Raw genomic sequence first — 21,131 nt, forward strand, 5'->3', positions numbered from 1 at the left:
AATTAAGCGTACCGCCGATATCTTCCGTGGGCAAATTGTCGATGTCACCGCCAATCTCTACACCATTCAATTGGTGGGCACGACCGAGAAACTCGATGCCTTTATTCACTCCATGGGTGAAGTGACCAAAGTCGTTGAAGTATCGCGCTCGGGCGTTGTGGGTCTGGCCCGCGGCGAGAAAGCAATGAGAGCATAGCCCCATTAACCCTATGTGAGCTTGCCATCGCAAGGCTTTGACATAGACCTCATGGGATTTTAATTGGTGAGATAACAATAAGGGGAGCACTAAGCTCCCCTTCTCTATCCGTGCGATTCTGGATTAGGATTGACCATCTAATAGGCGCGAGGTGGTGATTTCAATCTTGCGTGGTTTTAACGCTTCTGGGATTTCACGCACTAAATCAATGTTCAATAAACCATTCTCTAAACTGGCACCCAATACGGTCACATAATCCGCCAGTTGGAAGGTACGTTCAAACCCGCGCTCGGCAATACCTTGGTATAGGTATTTACGCTCGGTTTGGCTCTCGGCCTTATTGCCTTTAACCAGTAATTTCTCACCTTCGCTACTGATCTCAAGCTCTTCCATCGAGAACCCGGCCACGGCCATAGTAATGCGATAACGATTTTCGCCAAGGAGTTCAATGTTATATGGAGGATAACCTGAGTTGCCATTATTCGCGGCAGCGTGTTCTGCCATCTGGGCTAAACGATCAAAACCAATAGCACTACGGTAAAGAGGAGTTAAATCATAAGTACGCATATTCATATCCTTGTATTAAGCAATATGGGAAATTGGCGAACGGTCTTCAATTAAAAACTCGTATTTGTCTCGCCTAAATTAACTTCTGTCCTAACGGCACAGAATCGATTGGGATCCTCATCGAGCGATCCTGCAATAGATATAAGGATAGGAAATCGTATTTCAAGGAAGAAATTTAAAAAAAATTAAAAATATAATAAAAACAGTGCATTAATGACTAGGCTAGCAAGATATCCGGTTCACATAGCCACACGTAGCCAATAAAAAAGGAGCCCTTAGGCTCCCCTTCTCAAATCCCTGACTCAGATTAACGAGTACGTGGACACAGTTCTTCAGCACTGAAGAAGTAAGCAATTTCACGAGCTGCAGATTCTAAAGCGTCAGAACCGTGAGCTGCGTTTTCGTCGATGCTTTCAGCGAAATCAGCACGGATAGTACCTGGAGCCGCTTGAGCTGGGTTAGTTGCACCTAAAATTTCGCGGTGAGCTAAAACAGCGTTTTCGCCTTCTAATACTTGAACCATGATTGGGCCAGAAGTCATGAAAGCAACCAGAGCACCGAAGAAGCCACGCTCGCTATGCTCAGCATAGAAACCTTCAGCTTGTTCTTTAGTCAGGTGTAACATTTTAGCTGCAACGATCTTCAGACCAGCAGTTTCAAAACGGTTGTAGATTGCACCGATGTGGTTTTTAGCAACAGCATCAGGCTTAATGATAGAAAATGTGCGTTCGATCGCCATAACAAGCTTCCTTTGTCAGCAAGTTTGAAAAAATTCGCGCGGATTATACGAAATTTAAAAACCAAATCCTATCTTTAAAGCAAATAAGTCTGAGATATTGCGCACATTGGCTGGATTTGTAACCGGATTGTTCACACAAAAACGCCAGTCCATGTTTACCAAAGGACTGGCGAAAGGATAACAACACAACTAAATTGGCATATTTGCCAAAGACTCAGGGGTTATTTTCTATTTTTAGCCCAAATACCCGCCCACGCAATCAAGGCAACTAAAATGATCGCAGGAACTAAATCGAGTAGATGGTGGAATAAACCGACGCCGCCATGACCAGGATGAGCCCATGCCAAGGTGGGTAACAGTGTGAATAACATAGCAAACAAAAGTTTCATGTGAACATCCTTGCGTAGCGGAAATAACATTAAGCGATTAATCACTTAACTGATACATAACAAGGTACGTCATTCACTTAAAATGAATTTGATACTGATCAAACTCCTACAAAAATCCCATTTCAGGAGAGATGAAACGTGATCAATCTCACATGACTTCTTTTTCACTTGGACAAGATGCCCAAGTAGGCAAGATTACTTCTCTTCAATCCAGCATTGCTGAATGGCTTCCAATATCCGCTCATTACAATGCTTAGGATCGTCATCAAAATCATCTAGAGCCAACACCCACTCGTATAACTCAGTAAAATGCAGCTTGTGGGGGTCAACCTCTGAATGCTTCTCCAGCAATTCTAAGGCGATATCTAATGAATCAATCCACTTTAATGACATCCTCTCCCCCTTGTGCAAACTGCAGCTTGTAAACAACTCACCTGAGTTTAGCCCAATAACAGCTTAACTCTACGCTTGTGTTGTTTTTTTTGCCTTGGCCGCATTCTTTTCAACAAACTCAATAATGGCACCGGCAACATCTTTTGCGGTGGCGCCTTCAATCCCTTCAAGGCCGGGCGAAGAGTTCACTTCCATCACCACAGGACCATGATTAGAACGCAATAGATCCACCCCTGCTACATTGAGTCCCATGGTTTTGGCCGCACGAATTGCCACCGAGCGCTCTTCTGGGGTCAATTTAACTAAACTTGCGGTGCCGCCACGGTGTAAGTTTGAGCGAAACTCCCCAGGCATGGCTTGGCGTTTCATCGCCGCAATCACTTTATCGCCCAGCACAAAGCAGCGAATGTCGGCGCCATTGGCTTCTTTAATGTATTCCTGCACCATGATGTTGGCTTTTAATCCCATAAAAGCTTCAATCACGCTCTCAGCCGCCTTGCGGGTTTCGGCCAAAACCACACCGATGCCCTGCGTGCCTTCGAGTAATTTGATCACTAACGGTGCGCCGCCCACCATATCGATAAGATCAGGAATATCGCTCGGCTTATTGGCAAAGCCAGTGATCGGTAAACCGATGCCACGGCGTGACATTAACTGCATCGAACGTAGCTTATCGCGTGAACGAGAAATACCGACAGAATCATTGAGCGCATACACACCCATCATCTCAAACTGGCGCAGCACCGCAGAGCCATAAAAAGTAATAGAAGCTCCGATACGGGGGATCACCGCATCAAAAGGCAGTAACTCTTCACCACCAATATGGATGCTCGATTGGCGCATATTGATGTTCATATAGCATTCGAGCGGGTTGATCACTTGGACTTCGTGACCACGTAATGTCGCAGCCTCAACGAGTCGCTTTGTGGAATATAGCTCAGGCCCTTGCGATAGGATCGCGATTCTCATTCTGGTCTCCGACAACCATTTCATTTTGAGCGCATCATACGCTCGGATTAAGATAAATCAATCATGACAATTATTGCTTGCGCAAATGCTGGGCGCCAGAAGCCAAAAACCAGTCACATGGACTGGTTTTTGACGATATTACGGCTTCAGGCTGATTAACCTTCGCTAACCATATTAACAGTGTACTTAGGAATCTCAATCACCAGATCGCTATCGACAACTTTAGCTTGGCAAGACAAGCGGCTCTCAGGCTCGAGCCCCCATGCCTTATCGAGCATATCATCTTCAAGCTCATCGCTTGGCTCTAACTCATCAAAGCCTTCACGCACGATGCAGTGGCATGTGGTGCAGGCACAGGATTTTTCACAGGCATGCTCGATATTGATGCCGTTACGTAGCGCCACATCGAGAATCGTTTCACCTACTTTGGCTTCCAACACTGCGCCATCAGGACATAACTCAGCATGGGGAAGAAAGACTAACTGGGGCATCACATCACCTATATGTTGTCAATTGACTGACCCTTAAAGGCCACTCGAATAGAATTGTCCATACGCTTCGCGGCGAAATCCTGAGTATGTTCATCAAGGACTTCAATCGCTTGCTTAATCGCATCGGCATCATCACCACGGGCAATTTCGGCAAGCTGCGCCATGACCGCATCAATCTGCTGGCGCTCATCGCTTGTCAGCAAGTCACCATCTTTTGCAAGCGCTGCATTTAACGACTCAAGTACCCTTGCCGCCTCTACTTGTTGCTCGGCCAGCATACGACGACTAATGTCTTCCTTCGCATGCTTCATCGAGTCCTTGAGCATAGTCGCGATTTCGGTATCAGATAAACCAAACGAAGGCTTGACCTGAATGCTCGATTGCACGCCAGTGGATTTCTCCATCGCAGTGACACTGAGCAAACCATCGGCATCGACTTGGAAAGTCACACGAATATGGGCTGCGCCCGCCGCTAACGGCGGAATACCTTTAAGCGTAAAGCGTGCGAGTGAGCGACAATCATCGACTAACTCCCGCTCGCCCTGAACCACATGGAAGGCCATCGCCGTTTGACCATCCTTAAAGGTGGTAAACTCTTGGGCACGAGCGACTGGGATAGTGGTGTTGCGAGAAACCACTTTCTCCACTAAACCGCCCATGGTTTCAATCCCTAATGACAAGGGGATCACATCGAGCAGTAATAATTCAGACTCGGGTTTGTTACCGACCAGAATATCGGCCTGAATCGCCGCGCCAATGGCGACAACACGGTCAGGGTCAATAGAGGTTAACGGCGCCTTACCGAAAAAGGCTTCAACCTGTTCACGCACTAACGGCACGCGGGTGGAACCGCCCACCATCACAGTTTCTAATACTTCATCAGCCGTTACGCCCGCATCACGTAGGGTGCGACGACAGCTGGCGATGGTTTTCTTCACTAATGCACTGATTAAGCCAACAAATTCAGCTTTGGTCACCAGTTGTTTGAGCACTGTGCCGTCGGCAAGTGTCAGGCTCGCTTCGACTTCACTCGCATCGGTTAAGGCTTCTTTCACGCGGCGCGCTTCAATCAATAACTGACGGCTTAGCTGCGGATCAAGACTCGTTAATTGCCATACTTGCTGCATATGAGCCTGTAACAGATGGTCAAAGTCATCGCCACCCAGTGACGAATCGCCGCCAGTGGCCAGCACTTCAAAGACGCCACGATTTAAACGCAGAATAGAGATATCAAAGGTACCGCCGCCGAGATCGTAAATCGCGATCACGCCTTCTTGCTTAGAATCTAAACCGTAGGCGATTGCCGCAGCTGTAGGCTCGTTGAGCAGGCGCAATACTTTCACACCGAGCAAAGATGCCGCATCTTTAGTCCCTTGACGCTGCGCATCATCGAAATACGCAGGAACCGTGATCACGACTCCCTGCAGCTCGCCACCGAGTGTTTTCTCGGCGCGTTCAACCAGAGGACGTAAAATTTCCGCTGACACTTGCACCGGATTCACTTGCCCTTGAGGCGTCACAAACAGCGGCAAACCGTTTTCACTGGCTTCAAACTGGTATGGGAAAGCTTGCTCGCCCGATTGAATATCCGTGAGGCTGCGGCCCATAAAGCGCTTGACCGATACGATAGTGTTTTTCGGATCCTGCGCTGAACTTAACGCCGCGACTTGACCCACTTCAATGCCATCTTGAGTGTAACGGACGATAGAAGGTAAAGAATGCTGGCCATTTTCATCGGGTAAGGTCGCCGTTACGCCGCTGCGAACGGCGGCCACGAGGGAATTAGTGGTACCTAAATCGATGCCAACGGCAAGTCTATGTTGGTGCGGCGCGGCGCTTTGTCCGGGCTCTGCAATCTGCAAAAGGGCCATATGTATCCAACTTAGTAACGCCGAATCAGACCCGTCTGAATCGGCTAAATAACTGTAATAGGGAAAATTAATCGAGCAGCGCGTCTTCGATACGCGTCAGCTCATCGTGTAATTTTGCCATAAATTTAAGCTTGCGTACTTGATCTGCCGCTAACAAGGCATCTTCTTCGCTGCCACTGCTTAGCTGTGCGGTGAGCAATTTCGTCAGCTTTGTCCGGTAGGCCGCGAAAGAATCATATAACTCATCAATGCTTTCTTGAGGATCGGCGCTATCGCGAATGTCTTGTAACGCCTCACGCCATTCCATCTGCTGCATTAAAAATGCAGTGTCTTTCACTGTGGTGGTTTCGTGGCTTAAATCGATACCACGCAGCGACAGCATATGCTCGGCACGGCGGATAGGATCTTTTAGGGTTTGATAACCGTCATTCACTTGCGCGGTACGTTGCACCGACAATAGACGTTGTTGCTCGGTATCGTTGGCAAACTTATCGGGATGCACCGCCCGTTGCAGTTCGCGGTAACGTTCTGCAAGCACAGCGGTGTCAATATCGAAGGCAGGGGAAAACTTAAACAGCTCGAAATAATTCATGCGTCAATTCGGCAATTAAACAGTGAAACTCTCACCGCAACCGCACTCACCTTTTGCGTTAGGATTGTTAAATTGGAAACCTTCGTTCAGGCCTTCTTTAACAAAATCCAACTCAATGCCCTGTAGATAAATGAAGCTTTTCGCATCGATAATGATTTTAACACCATCAATATCATACACTTCATCGTCATCATTCAGCGCATCAACAAACTCAAGCACATAAGCCATACCCGAACAGCCAGAGGTCTTTAAGCCGAGGCGCAGGCCGATGCCCTTGCCTCGATTCGCTAAGAAAGATCTGACACGCTCAGTTGCCGCTGGGGTCATTGTAATCGCCATCTTAACTCCAGATGTTACTTAGCTTGTTTCGATTTGTACTCGTCGATCGCCGCTTTAATGGCATCTTCTGCCAAAATGGAACAGTGGATTTTCACCGGTGGCAACGCTAATTCTTCCGCGATATCGGTGTTTTTGATCGCCGCCGCTTGTTCGATGGTTTTACCCTTAACCCACTCAGTTACCAACGAGCTAGAAGCGATGGCGCTGCCACAACCGTAGGTTTTGAACTTAGCGTCTTCGATGATGCCGTCAGCGCCGATTTTAAGCTGTAACTTCATCACGTCACCACAGGCTGGTGCACCCACCATACCGGTCACGACCGAAGGATCGTTCTTGTCGAAAGAACCAACGTTACGTGGGTTCTCATAATGATCTATCACTTTTTCACTGTAAGCCATGGTACTGCTCCAAAATTATCTATTGTAAATGGTCGAATTAATGATGGGCCCATTGGACCTGGTTTAGGTCAATGCCATCTTTAAACATCTCCCACAATGGAGACATTTCTCTTAATTTATCAATAGATTGTGTAATAGTTTCGATAGCGTGATCGATTTCTTCTTCGGTGGTAAAACGGCCGATTGAGAAACGAATTGAGCTATGTGCCATTTCATCATTTAAACCCAGCGCACGTAACACGTAACTTGGCTCGAGGCTGGCTGAAGTACAGGCAGAACCCGATGAAACCGCTAAATCTTTTAATGCCATCATCAGCGACTCACCTTCAACATAGTTGAAGCTGACGTTGAGGCTACCACTCACGCGGTGAGTCATATCGCCATTCACGTAAGTCTCTTCGATATGCTTGATGCCATTCCATAACTTGTCACGCAGCTTAGCGATACGGGCGTTGTCCGTAGCCATTTCGGCTTTTGCAATCGCAGCCGCTTCACCTAAACCGACGATTTGGTGAGTCGCCAGAGTACCACTACGCATACCACGCTCATGACCACCACCGTGCATTTGCGCTTCTAAGCGAATGCGTGGCTTACGGCGAACGTACAGTGCACCAATCCCTTTAGGGCCATACATTTTGTGGCCAGAGATAGAGATCAGGTCAACCTTAGTGTTTTGCACATCGATAGGTAATTTACCGGCGCTTTGTGCCGCATCCATATGGAAGATAATGCCTTTTGAACGGCATAACTCACCGATAGCATCCACATCGTGGATCACACCGATTTCGTTGTTCACGTGCATGATGCTGACAAGAATCGTGTCATCACGCATCGCCGCTTCTAAACGTTCCATCGGAATAATGCCGTTGGCTTCTGGCTCTAAGTAAGTGACTTCAAAGCCTTCACGCTCAAGCTGACGGCAGGTATCGAGTACCGCTTTATGTTCAGTCTTGCTGGTGATGATGTGTTTGCCTTTCTTATTGTAGAAATGCGCTACACCTTTAATTGCCAAGTTGTTTGATTCGGTTGCACCTGAGGTAAACACGATTTCACGGTGATCGGCATTGATAAGCTCTGCCACTTGGTTGCGAGCCACATCGACCGCTTCTTCCGCTTGCCAGCCATAACGGTGAGAACGTGATGCTGGGTTACCGAAGATGCCATCCATCGTCATGTATTGGAACATTTTTTCCGCGACTCGTGGATCAACTGGCGTGGTGGCGGCATAATCTAAATAGATAGGAAGCTTCATAACACACTCCGTACTTAGCAGTCTCTGCCGAGGCTACATACAACGTACAAAAATAATTTTTATCGTATAACAAAAAGCCTATAAGCTGACTCTTTGCTCCTTTTGCATAGTGTCTTGCTTAAGCGAGATAAACTGCACATCTCGTTTCTGCATTAAGCCAGCAAGACTGATACCATCTAGAAAATCTGAAATTTGTTTGCTTAAATCGCCCCAAAGCGAGTGCGTTAAGCAGCGAGTTCCACTCTGGCAATTGCCTAATCCTTGACAACGAGTCGCATCAACAGACTCGTCCACGGCATGCACAACCATACCAACAGAAATATCATTAGCTTCGAGGCCTAAGCGATAACCACCACCTGGACCTCGGACACTGGCCACTAGGCCATGTTTACGTAACTTTGCGAAGAGTTGTTCCAGATAGGAAAGCGAAATCCCTTGTCTTTCAGAGATATCCGCTAAGGGAACCGGTCCCGAAGCCGAGTGGATTGCCACATCGAGCATTGCGGTTACTGCATAACGACCTTTAGATGTAAGTTTCATAACTACCATAGCTCCCAAACAGGTATGGGGTTATTTCAACATACCCGAGTAATTTAGTCAAGTATAAAACCTAGTAAAACACTCAGGTATATAAGCGTGCAGTGAACCAATACCCTTTCATCTTGGTGGGGTATTTAACCTTTTTCTGCCCTAAGATTCAATGCTAAGGGGGCAATTAATCCCGTTAATCGGCCCCATATCGAGATCTAACGCACTATCTTGGGATGAAAGCCGAAGATGCAAGTCCACAATGTATAAAAGCTGTGCAATCAAACTCAAGACTGAGTGATAAAACACAGGGCTGAGTGATGTTTGTCCATCATCCACTCTGCCCTTTTAGGGTTAAATGCTAGGGTCAAACTCGTCGAGCGCACTCTGGCGCTTATCGGCGGCAGCTTTTTCGGCGTCGTTAAACTCACCCACATTCAGCTCAGGCAATCTCTCGGTACATACATCGCCACCTAAACGCTGAATGGCTTGACACAATTCCTGCACTTTTGAATCCATTAAATGCATATGATCAAGCATTTGGCCAATAGCGTTCGCGACTGGATCCGGATTATCGGGGGACACAGCATAAGCATCAAAGCCATATTTCTTGGCCATGGCGCTACGGCGCTCGGATTTTTCTTTGGATTGTGCGGAGGGAGTGGCCACCACGCGCCCCGGGATCCCGACCACGGTAGTATCCTTAGGCACATCTTTTACCACCACAGAGTTGGAGCCGACACGGGCGCCATCATGCATAGTGATAGGACCTAGAATCTTAGCCCCAGCGCCAACAACAACGTTATTGCCCAGTGTTGGATGGCGTTTACCTGCTTGCCAGGTGGTTCCGCCCAATGTCACGCCGTGATACAGGGTGCAATCATCGCCAATCTCGGCGGTTTCACCGATCACTACGCCCATACCATGGTCGATAAAGAAACGATCGCCAATGGTGGCACCTGGATGGATCTCCACTCCCGTCAACCAGCGCGAAAAAGTCGATAAACAACGGGCCATTAAGCGCCAATCACGCTTCCATAATTTATGGCTTATCCGGTGCAGCCAAATGGCGTGCATGCCAGGATAGTTGACCAAGATCTCAAAGGCGCTACGCGCCGCGGGATCACGGTGATATATAGATTCAATGTCTTCTTTTAGCCTAGCTATCACACCCATGCTTCAATCCTTCGCGATTAGCGTTATATGCCAAATGTGCTTTGGCTATTTTTGTTTGTTACCCACCACTTTATCGATCGAGGTTAAAATGCCTCGAAGAATATTCATCTCTTGGCTTTCGATACGAGCACGGCTAAACAGACGACGTAGCTTAGTCATCACTTGGCCGGGGTGGTTTTTAATAATAAACCCTGTCGATGATAAGGTGCTTTCTAAGTGCACAAAGAAACGCTCGAGATCGGCAGAAAGCGGATACTCTTCCTCCACTTGCGGCGTCTCTGTTTGCGCTAAGTGTGCCACACGCGTCTCATAACAAATGATCTGCACCGCTTGCGCTAAATTCAATGAACTGTATTCAGGGTTAGCAGGAATAGCCACATGATATGTACATTGCTGCAATTCTTCATTGGTCAAACCATGGTTTTCACGGCCAAAGACAATGGCGACAGGTCCTGATAAGCCCTCAGTGACCAGCTTTTGCCCCGCTTCACGTGGATCGAGCATTGGCCAATCTAAGGTACGACTGCGAGCACTGGTGGCAATCACTAAACTGCAATCGGCGATGGCTTCTTCTAAGGAATCCACTTTCACCAAATGCTTTAAGATGTCAGACGCACCGGCCGCCAAGGCGATGGATTGACCATCCACTTCACATCTTGGTTCGGCAAGATACAGGGTAGACAACCCCATGGTCTTCATCGCTCTGGCGGTCGAGCCAATATTGCCGGGGTGCGATGTCCCCACTAAAATCACACGAATATTACTTAGCATGAAACGACTTAATTTAATTCACAAAACATAGGGAGCGAATACTATCACAGGCGTGCGTGAATGCTTATATGAAAATCGGTATTTGATATAACATTCAAATCGAGTATAATGCCGCCCGCTATTTTTAACGTTCTTTAACATCCAGGGGATTGCAATGCATCCGATGCTGACGATTGCTGTTCGCGCTGCCCGCGCGGCCGGCCAAACTATTATGCGCGCCTACACTGAACTTGACCGAGTTGAAGTCAGTGCCAAAGGTATCAACGATTTTGTTACCAGTGTAGATAAGGAAGCAGAAGCCGCTATTACCTATCAAATTCGCAAATCTTACCCTGATCACACTATCGTGGGTGAAGAGAAAGGCGAAAACCGCGGTGAAAACAAAGACTATATTTGGATAGTCGATCCTCTGGATGGCACTAACAACTTCGTTAGAGGCATCCCCCACTTTGCGGTTTCTATCGCACTCCAATACAAAGGCAAAACTGAAGTTGCCGTTGTGTACGATCCCGTTCGTGAAGAGTTATTTACCGCAATCCGTGGTAAAGGCGCTAAATTAAACGATTTCCGTATCCGCGTAACCAATGTGACTGAACTGGCTCCGACCGTTATCGGTACTGGTTTCCCGTTCAAAGCACGTCAACACACCGAGAGCTACATGGCAATATTTGGCGAAGTGTTCGGTCAATGCTCTGACTTACGCCGTGCCGGTTCTGCTGCATTAGATTTGGCCTATGTGGCCGCTGGCCGTTTAGACGGTTTCTTCGAAATTGGCTTAAAGCCATGGGATATCGCCGCAGGCGATCTGCTATGTCGTGAAGCGGGTGGCACAGTGACCGACTTTACTGGCGGTCATAACTACCTGATCTCTGGCAACATAGTTGCGGGTTCACCGAAAGTGACCACAGAATTAGTGAAAACCATGCGTCCTTTATTGAATGAAGGTTTAAAGCGTTAATTACGCCCTCTCACAAATCATGCATATTAAAAAGGCCAGTGAATTCACTGGCCTTTTTGTTTTCTGTTTGGTTAATTAAGCATGTCGGCTTGAATTCTTTCTATCTTCCCGCTAATGCCTGCGCGGGGCCAATCTGGCTCGCCTTCCACGCGGGATACAGGGTTGCGATAAGACTCATCACAAACGCAGTGGCAATCACTAAACCGGCATCCGTCATATGCAGCTCCGATGGGAGAAAATCCACAAAATACACATCTGCCGATAGAAGTTGAATGCCAAGCAGCTGCTCAATGCCACGGGCGATACCACTGAGATTAATCGCGGTCGCAATCCCAATCACGCCGCCAAGGGCACAACCCACAAGGCCATTTAACGCGCCTTGCACCATAAAAATCCCCATAACTGAAAGACGGCTTAACCCCATGGTCATCAGAATAGCGATTTCACTGGCTTTATCCCGCACCGCCATCACTAGCGTTGAGACAATATTAAAACAGGCCACACCTATCACTAATACCAAAACGAGATACATAATAGTGCGAACCAATTGAATATCTTGGTATAAATGTCCTTGGGTACGCGTCCAATCACTGATATAAACAGACTGGTTTAAGGCATAACCCAGCTCGCGAATTTTCGCTGGCGCATCAAACACCTGCGCCATACTGATCCGCACCCCGGTCACACCTTGATGTAAATTAAGGATATGCGCCGCATAGCGCATGGGAATATACGCCGTGGTTAATTCAAGCTCGCCACCTAAGCGGTACACACCCGACACCACAAAGCGATGGCTCTTGGCCGCGCGTAAACTGCTGGCATGTTCAGGATCAAGATCTTGCACATACAGAGCGAGGGTATCACCAACTTCGAGGCCCAACTTTTTCAGCAGACTCTCCCCGAGGACGATGTGATTATCATCCTCGCTCAAGCCTTGCCAAGTCTCTTTCGACATAAATTGCGAGAGAGTCGAGACTTTTGCCTCTTGCTCAGGATCGATACCAACAACGGCAAGCCCCTGAAAACCACCGGGCTTTTGCACTAATCCTTGCATCCGAATAAAAGGCGCCGCCGCCGTAATCCCTTCAATCTGCATGGCGCTTTGCTCAACAGCGCGCCAGTCGGCAATCGGCTCATTCACGCCAACCACATCGGCTTGGGAGATCACCCCTAACAAGCGCTGCTCTAACTCACGCTCAAAACCATTCATGGCCGAGAGCACCACAATCAGCACCGCCACACCCAGAGCGATGCCCGCGGTCGATGCAAAGGAGATAAAGCTAATAAAACTATTGGATTGGCGCGCACGATAAAAACGCCAACCAATGGAGAGGGCTAATGGTCCTTTCATTGGGCGCTTTCCGCGACAGCTTGCAGATAACCATTCTTCATGGTGAGTTGTCTGTCCATCCGCGCCGCCAATTTGGGATCGTGTGTCACCACCACAAACGCCGTTCCGAGTTGATTGGCTAATTCGCGGATCAGCTCATACACCGCCTCGCCGCTCTTAGCATCGAGGTTGCCCGTCGGTTCATCGGCCAGTACTAACTTGGGTTTGTTGATCAGCGCCCGGGCAATTGCCACCCGTTGGCGCTCCCCGCCTGAAAGCTCGGCGGGAATATGGCTCATTCTGTGCCCAAGCCCTACTCTTTCGAGCAACGCTTTGGCATCGGCCTGAGCCTGAGTGCGGTCTCTGCCTTGAATAAACGCTGGCATAGCCACGTTTTCCAACGCGCTAAATTCGGGCAATAGGTGATGGAACTGATAGATAAAACCTAAATCTTGGTTACGGATCTGCGCCTGACGGGCACTGCTCACCTGATATAAATCCTCACCCGCTAACAATACTTTACCGGCAGAGGGTTTATCTAAGGTGCCCATGATATGCAGCAGCGTACTCTTGCCCGAGCCAGAGGTACCGACAATCGCCAGTTGCTCGCCCTTAAACACCTGTAAATCCACCTCAGACAGCACCTGAGTGGTCACATCGCCATCGTGATAACTCTTACTCACCGCCTGCACTTGCAGTAACACGTCTTGCATTGAGATTCTCGCTTTTAATTCTTAATGACATGGATAAACCCCATGTCCAAACACGTCTCTCATCATGGGAGCGACGTTGTAATTTGTTACATCGCAGCTATTCGTAACGCAGCGCCGTGGCTGGTTGCACCCGCGCCGCCCGCAATGCGGGATAAAGGGTCGCCACTAAGGTTACGACTAAAGTACCAACAATAATCATCGACAATTGCCCCAGTTCTAATTTAACCGGCAGCACTTGCCCTGTCCCTAAAATGGAAATCCCCAGGGTCGCCATAATGCCATTCAAATTAAGAGTGAGCAGAATACCAACCACCAGCCCGAGTACTAAACCTAAGACCGCATTCAATAAACCTTGCACCACAAAAATACCCATCACCGCCGAGGTACGTAAACCTTGAGTTTTGAGTACGGCCACATCGGTGGTTTTATCCACGACCATCATCACTAGCGCCGACACGATATTAAACGCCGCCACAGCTACGATCAGGCTCAGCATCAGCGACATCATGTTTTTTTCCATCTTCACGGCACTAAATAGATGACCATAAGTATCGCGCCAATCACTGGTTGTCGCCTCAATACCCTGCTGGGTGAGAATCTGCTTCACATCCTTAGCAAGTGCAGGCGCCATAAAAGGATCGTTTAAATACAGCCTTAGCTGGTTGATTTCATCACTCGGTTGACGCATTAAACGCTTTGCATCTTGGTAGTGAATATAAGCAACTCCCGCATCCACCTGTGAGCCCATCTCAAACACGGCGGACACTAAAAACTTGCGTTGGCTAGGGACTGGACCGAGGGGCGAATACACAACGCCATCGCCGCTTAACAGGCGCACAGTATCACCTGGGCTGACCTTTAATTGGCGGGCAAGCTCGCTGCCTAAGATGACCTTATATTGGCCACTAGTTAACTCGTTAAACGCGCCCGAATAGGTATGCTGTGCCACCATAGACAGTTTTTCGGCAAGCTCAGGAAACACTCCAAATACTTGCACGGCGCGGATATTCGCCGCCGATTGCACCATGGCTTGGGTAGACACGCTAGGCGTCACGCCCTGCACGCCGGGCAAGGCTTTGAGTTTGTCCGCAGGTATAGTCCAATCGCTTAAGGGCGCCTCAGTCACCACCGTCAATTGAGGTACGGCGCCTAAAATGCGCTGCTTTAATTGTCCTTCGAGGCCGTTCATCACCGAGCTGACCACGATTAAGGCCGCCACCCCTAAAAAAATGCCCGAAACGGCAAATAAGGTAATAAAAGAAGCAAAGGCGTTTGCTTTTCTGGCCCGCCAATAACGGTAACCAACGTAGAGAGGAAATCGAAGATCCATTGAAAGAGGGCTGCGTCCTGTGTGCTGAACTTGCTAAATCATAAAGATGGGCACGATAATAGGGGTTTAGGTCCTATAAATAAAGAGGCAAGCCTTGTTCACTGACACCAATCCGTATTTTAGTGTGCCTCATCCCTTCACCGCTTACTTAAGCCTCTGGGACGAAAACCAGCCACTACCCAGTGAAATGGCTTTAAGATCAATGCAATCCTTAGGGATCCAGCTACTGAGCGAAGTCAAAGCACTCGAGGCCAGTTGCCTGCTGCAACTGCGTCATTTAGACAACGAAGCTAAGGTGGTGGTGGACTTTCTCAAACTCCAATCCCGCAAGGTCGATTTAGTCCTGCAGCATGTGCTCGAAAAGGAAGTGCAAGAGGGCGATAAATTCAGCGGTTGTCAGTTTGGTGGCAGTGGCATTCGCCTAATGAGCAGTGAGGCCCTCCCCCTTGGGCGCCAATATAAGGTGACCTTATTTATCCACGAAGAATTGGTCGCCATTTTATGTTTTGCCAAGGTCACGGCCTGCTTAGTTTCGCAGGAAGGCCAATCTGATGGGCAACAAGCACAACAAGCCAATGCCGCATCGCCCTATCTCGTCGACCTCGAATTTAGTCAAATACTGGATGCAGATGTCGAGCAACTGGTTAAAGCGAGCCTCAATGTGCAACAAAAACAACTTAAACTGCGTAAACAGGCCCGTGACGAGCGTCAATAAAGGCTAGCGTTTTTGCTGGCACCCTAGCGCCCAAGTCACTACAATGAACGCAACTTATTGTGAATGAATCAGTTTATCCCACGCCAATGACACAAATTTCAGCCCTAACACCGCCCGTTGTCAAAAATGGAACTCAAATGCAAACCCTGTCGTGTCTCGCCGGGGTTGGTCAAGCCGTTACCCTCGCCAGCCTAGTTCGCCAACACAAGGGCACAACACTGATTGTGACCAGTGATACACCGACGGCATTGAGTATCGAGTTAGAGCTCAACTATTTGTTGGCTAAAAGCGCCATTAAGGTGCGACTGTTCCCTGACCGTGAAACCCTGCCCTACGACAGCTTTTCGCCCCATCAGGATTTGATTTCCCAGCGTTTAGAAACCCTGTCGCAAATCACCCAAGCCGAGCACAGCGTAGTGATAGTGCCAGTGACGACGCTGATGATGCGCTTGCCACCGAAATCCTATTTAAGCTCCAATGTGTTTGTGCTTAAAAAAGGCGATAAATATCAGCTCCATGATGTGCGCCAGCAGTTAACCGACACGGGTTACCACTTGGTTGAACAGGTTTACGAGCATGGTGAGTTTGCCATTCGTGGTTCGATTCTCGATATCTTCCCCACCGGCGTGAATATGCCGCTGCGTATCGAGTTGTTCGATGATGAAGTCGAGACCATTCGCCATTTCGATCCTGAAACCCAGCGCTCGTCCACTCCTGTGGATGCGGTGCGCCTGTTACCCGCCAAGGAATTCCCCACCGACAGCAGCGCCATCGAAGGTTTTAGGCAGCGCTATCGCCGCCGCTTTGAGGTCATAGTCAAAGAGCCTGAATCAGTGTATCAACTGGTGAGCCGCAACTTGATGCCCGCCGGCATTGAGAACTATCTGCCTTTGTTTTTCGATGAGATCGCGACACTGTTCGATTACCTGCCGAAGGACACTCAGTTAGTCACCTTAGGCGATATCGAAAAGTCCGCCCGCGCCCATTTGCAAGAGGTGGAAACCCGCTATGAAGACAGACGGGTCGATCCACTGCGGCCGCTGTTGGCACCTAAAGAGCTGTATTTACTGATTGAAGAATTATTTGCTGCCTTTAAGCCGCTGCCTCGCTATCAGTTTATTGCGCCGCAACCCGATGCCGTCGCAGGCGCAGTGCAGATTGATGCCAGTGTGTTGCCCGAGGTGAGCGCTAATCACAAGTTAAAGCAACCGCTGATTGCGCTGCAAGAGTACGCCGAACATGCGCCGCGCATGTTGTTTAGTGCCGAATCGGAAGGCCGCCGCGAAGCCTTGCTCGAACTCTTAGGTAAAATCCAGTTAAAACCGGCGTTATTCAGCCATTTTGATGAGTTTATTCAAAGTGATGCCAAACTTGGCTTGATTGTATCTCCCCTCTCCCGTGGTTGTTTACTCGGGCTAGGAAAGCAAACCGCCGTCAGCATCATCTGCGAAACCGAACTCTTTGGTCATCGCATCTCCCAGCAGCGCCGCCGTGAAAAACAGCGCCAGATCAGCAACGATACCCTGATCAAAAACTTAGCCGAGCTCAAAGTCGGCCAGCCAATAGTGCACTTAGAGCACGGTGTGGCGCTGTATCAAGGCTTAATCACTTTAGATACCGGCGGATTAGTGGCCGAATACCTACAGCTGGAATACTCGGGCGGCGATAAACTCTATGTGCCAGTGTCTAACCTGCACATGATCAGCCGCTACAGTGTCGGCGCCGATGGCGAGGCTCACCTCAATAAACTCGGTAACGACACTTGGGCCAAGGCAAAAAACAAAGCGATCGAAAAAATCCGCGATGTGGCCGCCGAGCTGCTCGATGTCTACGCCCGTCGCCAAGCACGCCCCGGTGAAAGCTGTGACATCAACGACGAAGAGTATGCACAATTCTCCCAGGGTTTCCCCTTCGAAGAAACCGTCGATCAGGAAAGTGCGATTCATGCCGTGCTCGCCGATATGCAATCCCCCGTCGCGATGGACCGCCTCGTCTGCGGTGATGTGGGCTTTGGTAAGACCGAAGTCGCGATGCGCGCCGCCTTTGTGGCGGTGAATGCGGGTAAACAGGTGGTGGTGCTGGTGCCCACCACGCTACTCGCCCAGCAGCACTACGAAAACTTTAAAGACAGATTTGCCGACTGGCCCGTGGTAATTGAGGTAATGTCACGCTTTAGAACCGCCAAGGAGCAGACCCAAGTGCTCAAACTGCTCGAGGAAGGCAAAGTCGATATAGTAATCGGCACCCATAAGCTGCTGCAATCAGAGGCAAAGTTTGAAAACTTAGGCCTGCTTATCATCGATGAAGAACACAGATTCGGCGTAAGGCAAAAAGAGAAAATTAAGGCGCTACGCGCCAACGTGGATATTTTGACCCTGACGGCCACCCCCATTCCCCGCACCTTAAATATGGCGATGTCGGGGATGCGCGACTTATCGATTATTGCCACGCCCCCCGCTAAGCGCTTGGCGGTGAAGACCTTTGTGCGCGAATCCGATCCCGCGACAGTGCGTGAGGCCATCCTTAGGGAAATCCTCCGTGGCGGCCAAGTGTATTATCTGCATAACAATGTTGAAACCATAGAGAAATGCGCCCAAGGCATTATCGACTTACTGCCCGAAGCGCGGGTTGTTGTGGCCCATGGCCAGATGCGTGAGCGGGATCTTGAGCGTGTGATGTCGGACTTTTATCATCAAAGATTCAACGTGTTAGTCTGTACCACTATTATCGAAACCGGTATCGACGTCCCGAGTGCGAATACGATTATTATCGAACGCGCCGACACCTTCGGCTTAGCCCAGCTGCATCAGCTACGTGGCCGCGTCGGCCGCTCTCACCATCAAGCCTATGCGTATTTGATGACACCGCATCCTAAACGCATGACCAGCGATGCCCGCAAACGTCTCGAGGCCATCGATGCCCTCGAGGATTTAGGCGCAGGCTTTATGCTTGCCACTCAAGACTTAGAGATCCGCGGCGCGGGCGAACTCTTAGGCGATGAGCAAAGCGGTCATATTTCTAAAATCGGCTTTAGTCTCTACATGGAAATGCTGGAATCAGCGGTCAAGGCCCTCAAACAAGGGAAAGAACCATCACTGGCGCAAATGCTCAATCAGCAATGTGAGATGGAGCTGAGAATTCCAGCACTGTTGCCGGAAGACTATGTCGGTGATGTGAATATTCGCCTATCACTCTATAAGCGCATCGCCAGTTGTGACAGTGAAGAAGCCTTAGATGAACTCAAGGTTGAGCTTATCGACCGCTTCGGTCTGCTGCCCGATGCCACCAAAAACCTGATGGAAATGACCCTGTATAAACATCAGGCAACTCGGCTGGGGGCGGCTAAAATTGAGGTACATGCCAAGGGCGGCAGCATCGAATTTAGTAATGATCATGTGATTGATCCCGGCTTTATCATTGGATTACTGCAAAGTCAGCCACAAATCTATCGAATGGATGGGCCGAATAAGTTAAAGTTCATCCTCAATGCCGAAACGACAAAAGATAGGCTCGCTTTAGTCAAACTCTTGCTCGAACAATTATCGCAACATCGTCTTGGAGATAAATAGTGTTACGTCAACTCGCGGTCTCTATCGCTACACTTATTGCACTTTCACACAGTTCACTTGCCCGTGCTGAAGCTTGGTTCGAGGTTGAAGTCTATATTTTTGAACGCCAAAGCCAGTCGACTGAGCAATGGCCGATGGCGCCAATTGAGACTAAAACCAACCGCGCTATCGATCTGATTTCACCGGTTGTAGGTCAGGCTGTGGTCTCCATGAGCAATGAATCCGCGCCCTGCACCTTAGTGTATGACGCCGATGCCAATAGCCATTGCGCCGAAAGCACGAGCACTGATACGAATACCACTTCCGAGATGAGTAACGGCGGCGCCTTAGCTATTTCAGGCCCAAGTACTGCAAGCTCGAATGCGGTGACCAGCTATCGCTATCCGAGTGTCATTCCATCGGAAATCGGCAGCGGAAGTCAGGCCTATGCGTCTCAAGGCAGTGGCCCAGTATTACTCGCCAGCAGCCAAGGCCAATTTGCGAGCATCATCAGTAGCCTATCGAGAGAGCGTGGTAACCGCAGCTTACTGCATATGACATGGCAACAACCTATGACGGGCAAGAGTGGCTCAGTGCCCATTCGCCTGTTTGCGGGTAAGGATTATTCTGCCAGTTATCACTTCGATGGTCGTCAAATTGTGCAGCAAGCCATGGCAAGCGCTATGCAAGGCGCTAACGGCACGACAGGCATGATGACAGAAACATCTGCGCCATTACTGCCCTCTCCTGTGTGGCAGCTTGATGGCACACTCAATATTTATCTTAGCCATTATCTGTACATCGAAACCGCGCTCAATTTGCGTAAAGAAGGTCGCAAATTAATGCCTGTGGCAGCCGATGAGGCGAGCATGAACGCAACAAGTACTGCTACGGCGCCAGTAAAAGTGATGACGCCTTATTTAATGTCTATTCCGTTGGAGCAAAATCGCCGAGTGAAAAGTGATGAGATCCATTATCTCGATCATCCCGAAATGGGCATGGTGATACAAATCCGTAAGATGGCGCAACCTAACGCCTAAAACCAATGGGCTTAGAGCGAGTAAAAAAGCGGTTATGCAATGCATACCGCTTTTTTATTGTCTCAATGGCATGAATAAGTACTCATGCTCATCAAAGTAAAGAGCATCAGCGCACTATCGAAAAATCCAAGTAAATATCATCACCTTGATCTTCTTCCACCGTCACCGTTAACCCGTCGGTACAAGGCACGCCCACCTCGCACCAAGCGATAAGACTATCCACCGCTGGATTACTGCCTTGGGCAAGAACTTCAACGCTGCCATCGGCGCAATTGGTCACATAGCCTGTGACGCCAAGCGTACGAGCCTTGGTGAGGGTTGCATGTCTGCAACCCACGCCCTGCACTTTTCCCATCAATCGGATCAGCACCCGTTTCATTTTCGTCTCCTGAACAAGGTGAGTTTGTTATTGTTATGCGAGATTAAGCATAGCCGAGTTTTCAACTTGGTTGGGCTTAAGCATGAGTAAATGATGGATTTTTAAGTGAAACACAACAAAGTAGGCATAAAAAAACAGCTAACGAGACCGCTGTTAGCTGTGTCGGGCGACATACGCAAAAGGTTGTCCATAAATGGACTAATTGGCATAAAAGTTTGTAGCATTTTGTAACAAACTGTTAAGAGGGGCTACTTTACACAATTCTTTATTAATTTCAACAAAATGATAGATAAAGCCACATAAATAGGGATTATTTAATGCTTTTTGCTGAAATAACCAGCTAAACCAATAATATATACCGTCACACATTCCAAATAATGGCATAAATTATCGCCTTGTATTCCCAAGGCAGACAAATCTAATAGATTGATGCGTAACAGATCCAAA

Annotated in this window: 23 protein-coding genes; 5 read left to right on the forward strand and 18 right to left on the reverse strand. The window is 48.7% G+C overall.

Annotated features, from left to right (window positions below):
• Nucleotides 1–196, forward strand: a 196-nt coding sequence (gene ilvN, locus ACK5NH_RS19400) for an acetolactate synthase small subunit (protein ID WP_416922717.1), incomplete at its 5' end; no start/stop codon positions are given.
• A 123-nt stretch (nt 197–319) separates the two neighbouring features.
• On the opposite strand, the gene ACK5NH_RS19405 is transcribed toward ilvN, so the two are convergent.
• From ACK5NH_RS19405 to trmJ, 14 genes are all read right to left on the reverse strand, one after another.
• Nucleotides 320–763 carry an Hsp20 family protein gene (locus tag ACK5NH_RS19405; protein ID WP_011622519.1) on the reverse strand — a complete coding sequence of 148 codons (444 nt, stop codon included), beginning with the start codon at nt 761–763 and terminating at the stop codon, nt 320–322.
• Nucleotides 764–1,070: 307 nt separating this feature from the next.
• Nucleotides 1,071–1,502, reverse strand: coding sequence for a nucleoside-diphosphate kinase (gene ndk / locus ACK5NH_RS19410; protein ID WP_011717218.1), 432 nt, complete (start codon nt 1,500–1,502; stop codon nt 1,071–1,073).
• Between the two features lie 221 nt (nt 1,503–1,723).
• Nucleotides 1,724–1,891 (reverse strand): hypothetical protein, encoded by a 168-nt coding sequence (locus ACK5NH_RS19415; RefSeq protein WP_416922720.1) that lies wholly within the window; start codon nt 1,889–1,891, stop codon nt 1,724–1,726.
• Nucleotides 1,892–2,086: 195 nt separating this feature from the next.
• On the reverse strand, nt 2,087–2,284 hold the full coding sequence (gene iscX, locus ACK5NH_RS19420; RefSeq protein WP_416922722.1) for a Fe-S cluster assembly protein IscX: 198 nt from the start codon (nt 2,282–2,284) through the stop codon (nt 2,087–2,089).
• A 69-nt stretch (nt 2,285–2,353) separates the two neighbouring features.
• Nucleotides 2,354–3,253 carry a 30S ribosomal protein S6--L-glutamate ligase gene (gene rimK / locus ACK5NH_RS19425; protein WP_416922724.1) on the reverse strand — a complete coding sequence of 300 codons (900 nt, stop codon included), beginning with the start codon at nt 3,251–3,253 and terminating at the stop codon, nt 2,354–2,356.
• A 155-nt stretch (nt 3,254–3,408) separates the two neighbouring features.
• A complete protein-coding gene (gene fdx, locus ACK5NH_RS19430; RefSeq protein WP_011622515.1) occupies nt 3,409–3,744 on the reverse strand; it encodes an ISC system 2Fe-2S type ferredoxin in 336 nt (111 codons plus the stop codon).
• Between the two features lie 8 nt (nt 3,745–3,752).
• On the reverse strand, nt 3,753–5,615 hold the full coding sequence (hscA, locus tag ACK5NH_RS19435; protein ID WP_416922727.1) for a Fe-S protein assembly chaperone HscA: 1,863 nt from the start codon (nt 5,613–5,615) through the stop codon (nt 3,753–3,755).
• Nucleotides 5,616–5,682: 67 nt separating this feature from the next.
• Entirely contained in the window at nt 5,683–6,207 is a 525-nt protein-coding gene (gene hscB / locus ACK5NH_RS19440) for a co-chaperone HscB (protein ID WP_416922729.1), read from the reverse strand.
• A 15-nt stretch (nt 6,208–6,222) separates the two neighbouring features.
• Nucleotides 6,223–6,546, reverse strand: a complete 324-nt coding sequence (gene iscA / locus ACK5NH_RS19445; RefSeq protein WP_011072278.1) for an iron-sulfur cluster assembly protein IscA — start codon at nt 6,544–6,546, stop codon at nt 6,223–6,225.
• 14 nt (nt 6,547–6,560) lie between these two features.
• Entirely contained in the window at nt 6,561–6,944 is a 384-nt protein-coding gene (iscU, locus tag ACK5NH_RS19450) for a Fe-S cluster assembly scaffold IscU (protein ID WP_011072277.1), read from the reverse strand.
• 37 nt (nt 6,945–6,981) lie between these two features.
• Nucleotides 6,982–8,196, reverse strand: coding sequence for an IscS subfamily cysteine desulfurase (locus tag ACK5NH_RS19455; protein WP_416922732.1), 1,215 nt, complete (start codon nt 8,194–8,196; stop codon nt 6,982–6,984).
• A 78-nt stretch (nt 8,197–8,274) separates the two neighbouring features.
• Complete coding sequence (iscR, locus tag ACK5NH_RS19460; RefSeq protein WP_006081858.1) at nt 8,275–8,736, reverse strand: Fe-S cluster assembly transcriptional regulator IscR; 462 nt, start codon at nt 8,734–8,736, stop codon at nt 8,275–8,277.
• Nucleotides 8,737–9,078: 342 nt separating this feature from the next.
• Nucleotides 9,079–9,900 (reverse strand): serine O-acetyltransferase, encoded by an 822-nt coding sequence (gene cysE, locus ACK5NH_RS19465; RefSeq protein WP_416922735.1) that lies wholly within the window; start codon nt 9,898–9,900, stop codon nt 9,079–9,081.
• Between the two features lie 45 nt (nt 9,901–9,945).
• Nucleotides 9,946–10,671, reverse strand: a complete 726-nt coding sequence (gene trmJ, locus ACK5NH_RS19470) for a tRNA (cytosine(32)/uridine(32)-2'-O)-methyltransferase TrmJ (RefSeq protein ID WP_416922737.1) — start codon at nt 10,669–10,671, stop codon at nt 9,946–9,948.
• Between the two features lie 154 nt (nt 10,672–10,825).
• On the opposite strand from trmJ, the gene suhB reads away from it, so the two are divergent.
• The gene (gene suhB, locus ACK5NH_RS19475) at nt 10,826–11,629 is read left to right on the forward strand and encodes an inositol-1-monophosphatase (RefSeq protein ID WP_416922739.1); all 804 of its coding nucleotides are present in this window, start codon (nt 10,826–10,828) and stop codon (nt 11,627–11,629) included.
• Between the two features lie 100 nt (nt 11,630–11,729).
• Here the strand turns inward: suhB and lolE are convergent, their stop codons facing one another.
• The 3 genes from lolE to ACK5NH_RS19490 all read right to left on the reverse strand — a co-directional run bounded on the left by lolE (nt 11,730) and on the right by ACK5NH_RS19490 (nt 15,002).
• Complete coding sequence (gene lolE / locus ACK5NH_RS19480; RefSeq protein WP_416922741.1) at nt 11,730–12,980, reverse strand: lipoprotein-releasing ABC transporter permease subunit LolE; 1,251 nt, start codon at nt 12,978–12,980, stop codon at nt 11,730–11,732.
• A complete protein-coding gene (gene lolD, locus ACK5NH_RS19485) occupies nt 12,977–13,672 on the reverse strand; it encodes a lipoprotein-releasing ABC transporter ATP-binding protein LolD (RefSeq protein WP_416922743.1) in 696 nt (231 codons plus the stop codon). Before lolD ends, lolE begins: the two co-directional genes overlap by 4 nt.
• Before the next feature lie 97 nt (nt 13,673–13,769).
• Entirely contained in the window at nt 13,770–15,002 is a 1,233-nt protein-coding gene (locus tag ACK5NH_RS19490; RefSeq protein ID WP_416922745.1) for a lipoprotein-releasing ABC transporter permease subunit, read from the reverse strand.
• A gap of 94 nt (nt 15,003–15,096) precedes the next feature.
• Between ACK5NH_RS19490 and ACK5NH_RS19495 the strand changes: the two genes are divergently transcribed.
• From ACK5NH_RS19495 to ACK5NH_RS19505, 3 genes are all read left to right on the forward strand, one after another.
• Nucleotides 15,097–15,717, forward strand: a complete 621-nt coding sequence (locus tag ACK5NH_RS19495) for a hypothetical protein (RefSeq protein ID WP_416922747.1) — start codon at nt 15,097–15,099, stop codon at nt 15,715–15,717.
• A gap of 86 nt (nt 15,718–15,803) precedes the next feature.
• Nucleotides 15,804–19,286, forward strand: coding sequence for a transcription-repair coupling factor (mfd, locus tag ACK5NH_RS19500; RefSeq protein WP_416922752.1), 3,483 nt, complete (start codon nt 15,804–15,806; stop codon nt 19,284–19,286).
• Nucleotides 19,286–20,305 (forward strand): peptidoglycan binding protein CsiV, encoded by a 1,020-nt coding sequence (locus tag ACK5NH_RS19505; protein WP_416922749.1) that lies wholly within the window; start codon nt 19,286–19,288, stop codon nt 20,303–20,305. Before mfd ends, ACK5NH_RS19505 begins: the two co-directional genes overlap by 1 nt.
• 106 nt (nt 20,306–20,411) lie before the next feature.
• On the opposite strand, the gene ACK5NH_RS19510 is transcribed toward ACK5NH_RS19505, so the two are convergent.
• A complete protein-coding gene (locus ACK5NH_RS19510; protein WP_133181152.1) occupies nt 20,412–20,684 on the reverse strand; it encodes an acylphosphatase in 273 nt (90 codons plus the stop codon).
• Nucleotides 20,685–21,131 lie beyond the last annotated feature (447 nt).

The organism is Shewanella sp. (assembly GCF_047975355.1).
Taxonomy (GTDB): domain Bacteria; phylum Pseudomonadota; class Gammaproteobacteria; order Enterobacterales; family Shewanellaceae; genus Shewanella.

Excerpts from the sequence above, each read along its gene's own strand:
- mfd (WP_416922752.1), top strand. The coding sequence starts at position 15,804 with ATGACACAAATTTCAGCCCTAACACCGCCCGTTGTCAAAAATGGAACT.
- ACK5NH_RS19405 (WP_011622519.1), bottom strand. The coding sequence starts at position 763 with ATGCGTACTTATGATTTAACTCCTCTTTACCGTAGTGCTATTGGTTTT.
- hscB (WP_416922729.1), bottom strand. The coding sequence starts at position 6,207 with ATGAATTATTTCGAGCTGTTTAAGTTTTCCCCTGCCTTCGATATTGAC.
- trmJ (WP_416922737.1), bottom strand. The coding sequence starts at position 10,671 with ATGCTAAGTAATATTCGTGTGATTTTAGTGGGGACATCGCACCCCGGC.
- cysE (WP_416922735.1), bottom strand. The coding sequence starts at position 9,900 with ATGGGTGTGATAGCTAGGCTAAAAGAAGACATTGAATCTATATATCAC.
- iscA (WP_011072278.1), bottom strand. The coding sequence starts at position 6,546 with ATGGCGATTACAATGACCCCAGCGGCAACTGAGCGTGTCAGATCTTTC.
- ndk (WP_011717218.1), bottom strand. The coding sequence starts at position 1,502 with ATGGCGATCGAACGCACATTTTCTATCATTAAGCCTGATGCTGTTGCT.
- hscA (WP_416922727.1), bottom strand. The coding sequence starts at position 5,615 with ATGGCCCTTTTGCAGATTGCAGAGCCCGGACAAAGCGCCGCGCCGCAC.
- iscU (WP_011072277.1), bottom strand. The coding sequence starts at position 6,944 with ATGGCTTACAGTGAAAAAGTGATAGATCATTATGAGAACCCACGTAAC.
- ACK5NH_RS19490 (WP_416922745.1), bottom strand. The coding sequence starts at position 15,002 with ATGGATCTTCGATTTCCTCTCTACGTTGGTTACCGTTATTGGCGGGCC.
- suhB (WP_416922739.1), top strand. The coding sequence starts at position 10,826 with ATGCATCCGATGCTGACGATTGCTGTTCGCGCTGCCCGCGCGGCCGGC.
- lolD (WP_416922743.1), bottom strand. The coding sequence starts at position 13,672 with ATGCAAGACGTGTTACTGCAAGTGCAGGCGGTGAGTAAGAGTTATCAC.
- ACK5NH_RS19455 (WP_416922732.1), bottom strand. The coding sequence starts at position 8,196 with ATGAAGCTTCCTATCTATTTAGATTATGCCGCCACCACGCCAGTTGAT.
- ACK5NH_RS19510 (WP_133181152.1), bottom strand. The coding sequence starts at position 20,684 with ATGAAACGGGTGCTGATCCGATTGATGGGAAAAGTGCAGGGCGTGGGT.
- fdx (WP_011622515.1), bottom strand. The coding sequence starts at position 3,744 with ATGCCCCAGTTAGTCTTTCTTCCCCATGCTGAGTTATGTCCTGATGGC.
- iscX (WP_416922722.1), bottom strand. The coding sequence starts at position 2,284 with ATGTCATTAAAGTGGATTGATTCATTAGATATCGCCTTAGAATTGCTG.
- iscR (WP_006081858.1), bottom strand. The coding sequence starts at position 8,736 with ATGAAACTTACATCTAAAGGTCGTTATGCAGTAACCGCAATGCTCGAT.
- ACK5NH_RS19415 (WP_416922720.1), bottom strand. The coding sequence starts at position 1,891 with ATGAAACTTTTGTTTGCTATGTTATTCACACTGTTACCCACCTTGGCA.
- lolE (WP_416922741.1), bottom strand. The coding sequence starts at position 12,980 with ATGAAAGGACCATTAGCCCTCTCCATTGGTTGGCGTTTTTATCGTGCG.
- rimK (WP_416922724.1), bottom strand. The coding sequence starts at position 3,253 with ATGAGAATCGCGATCCTATCGCAAGGGCCTGAGCTATATTCCACAAAG.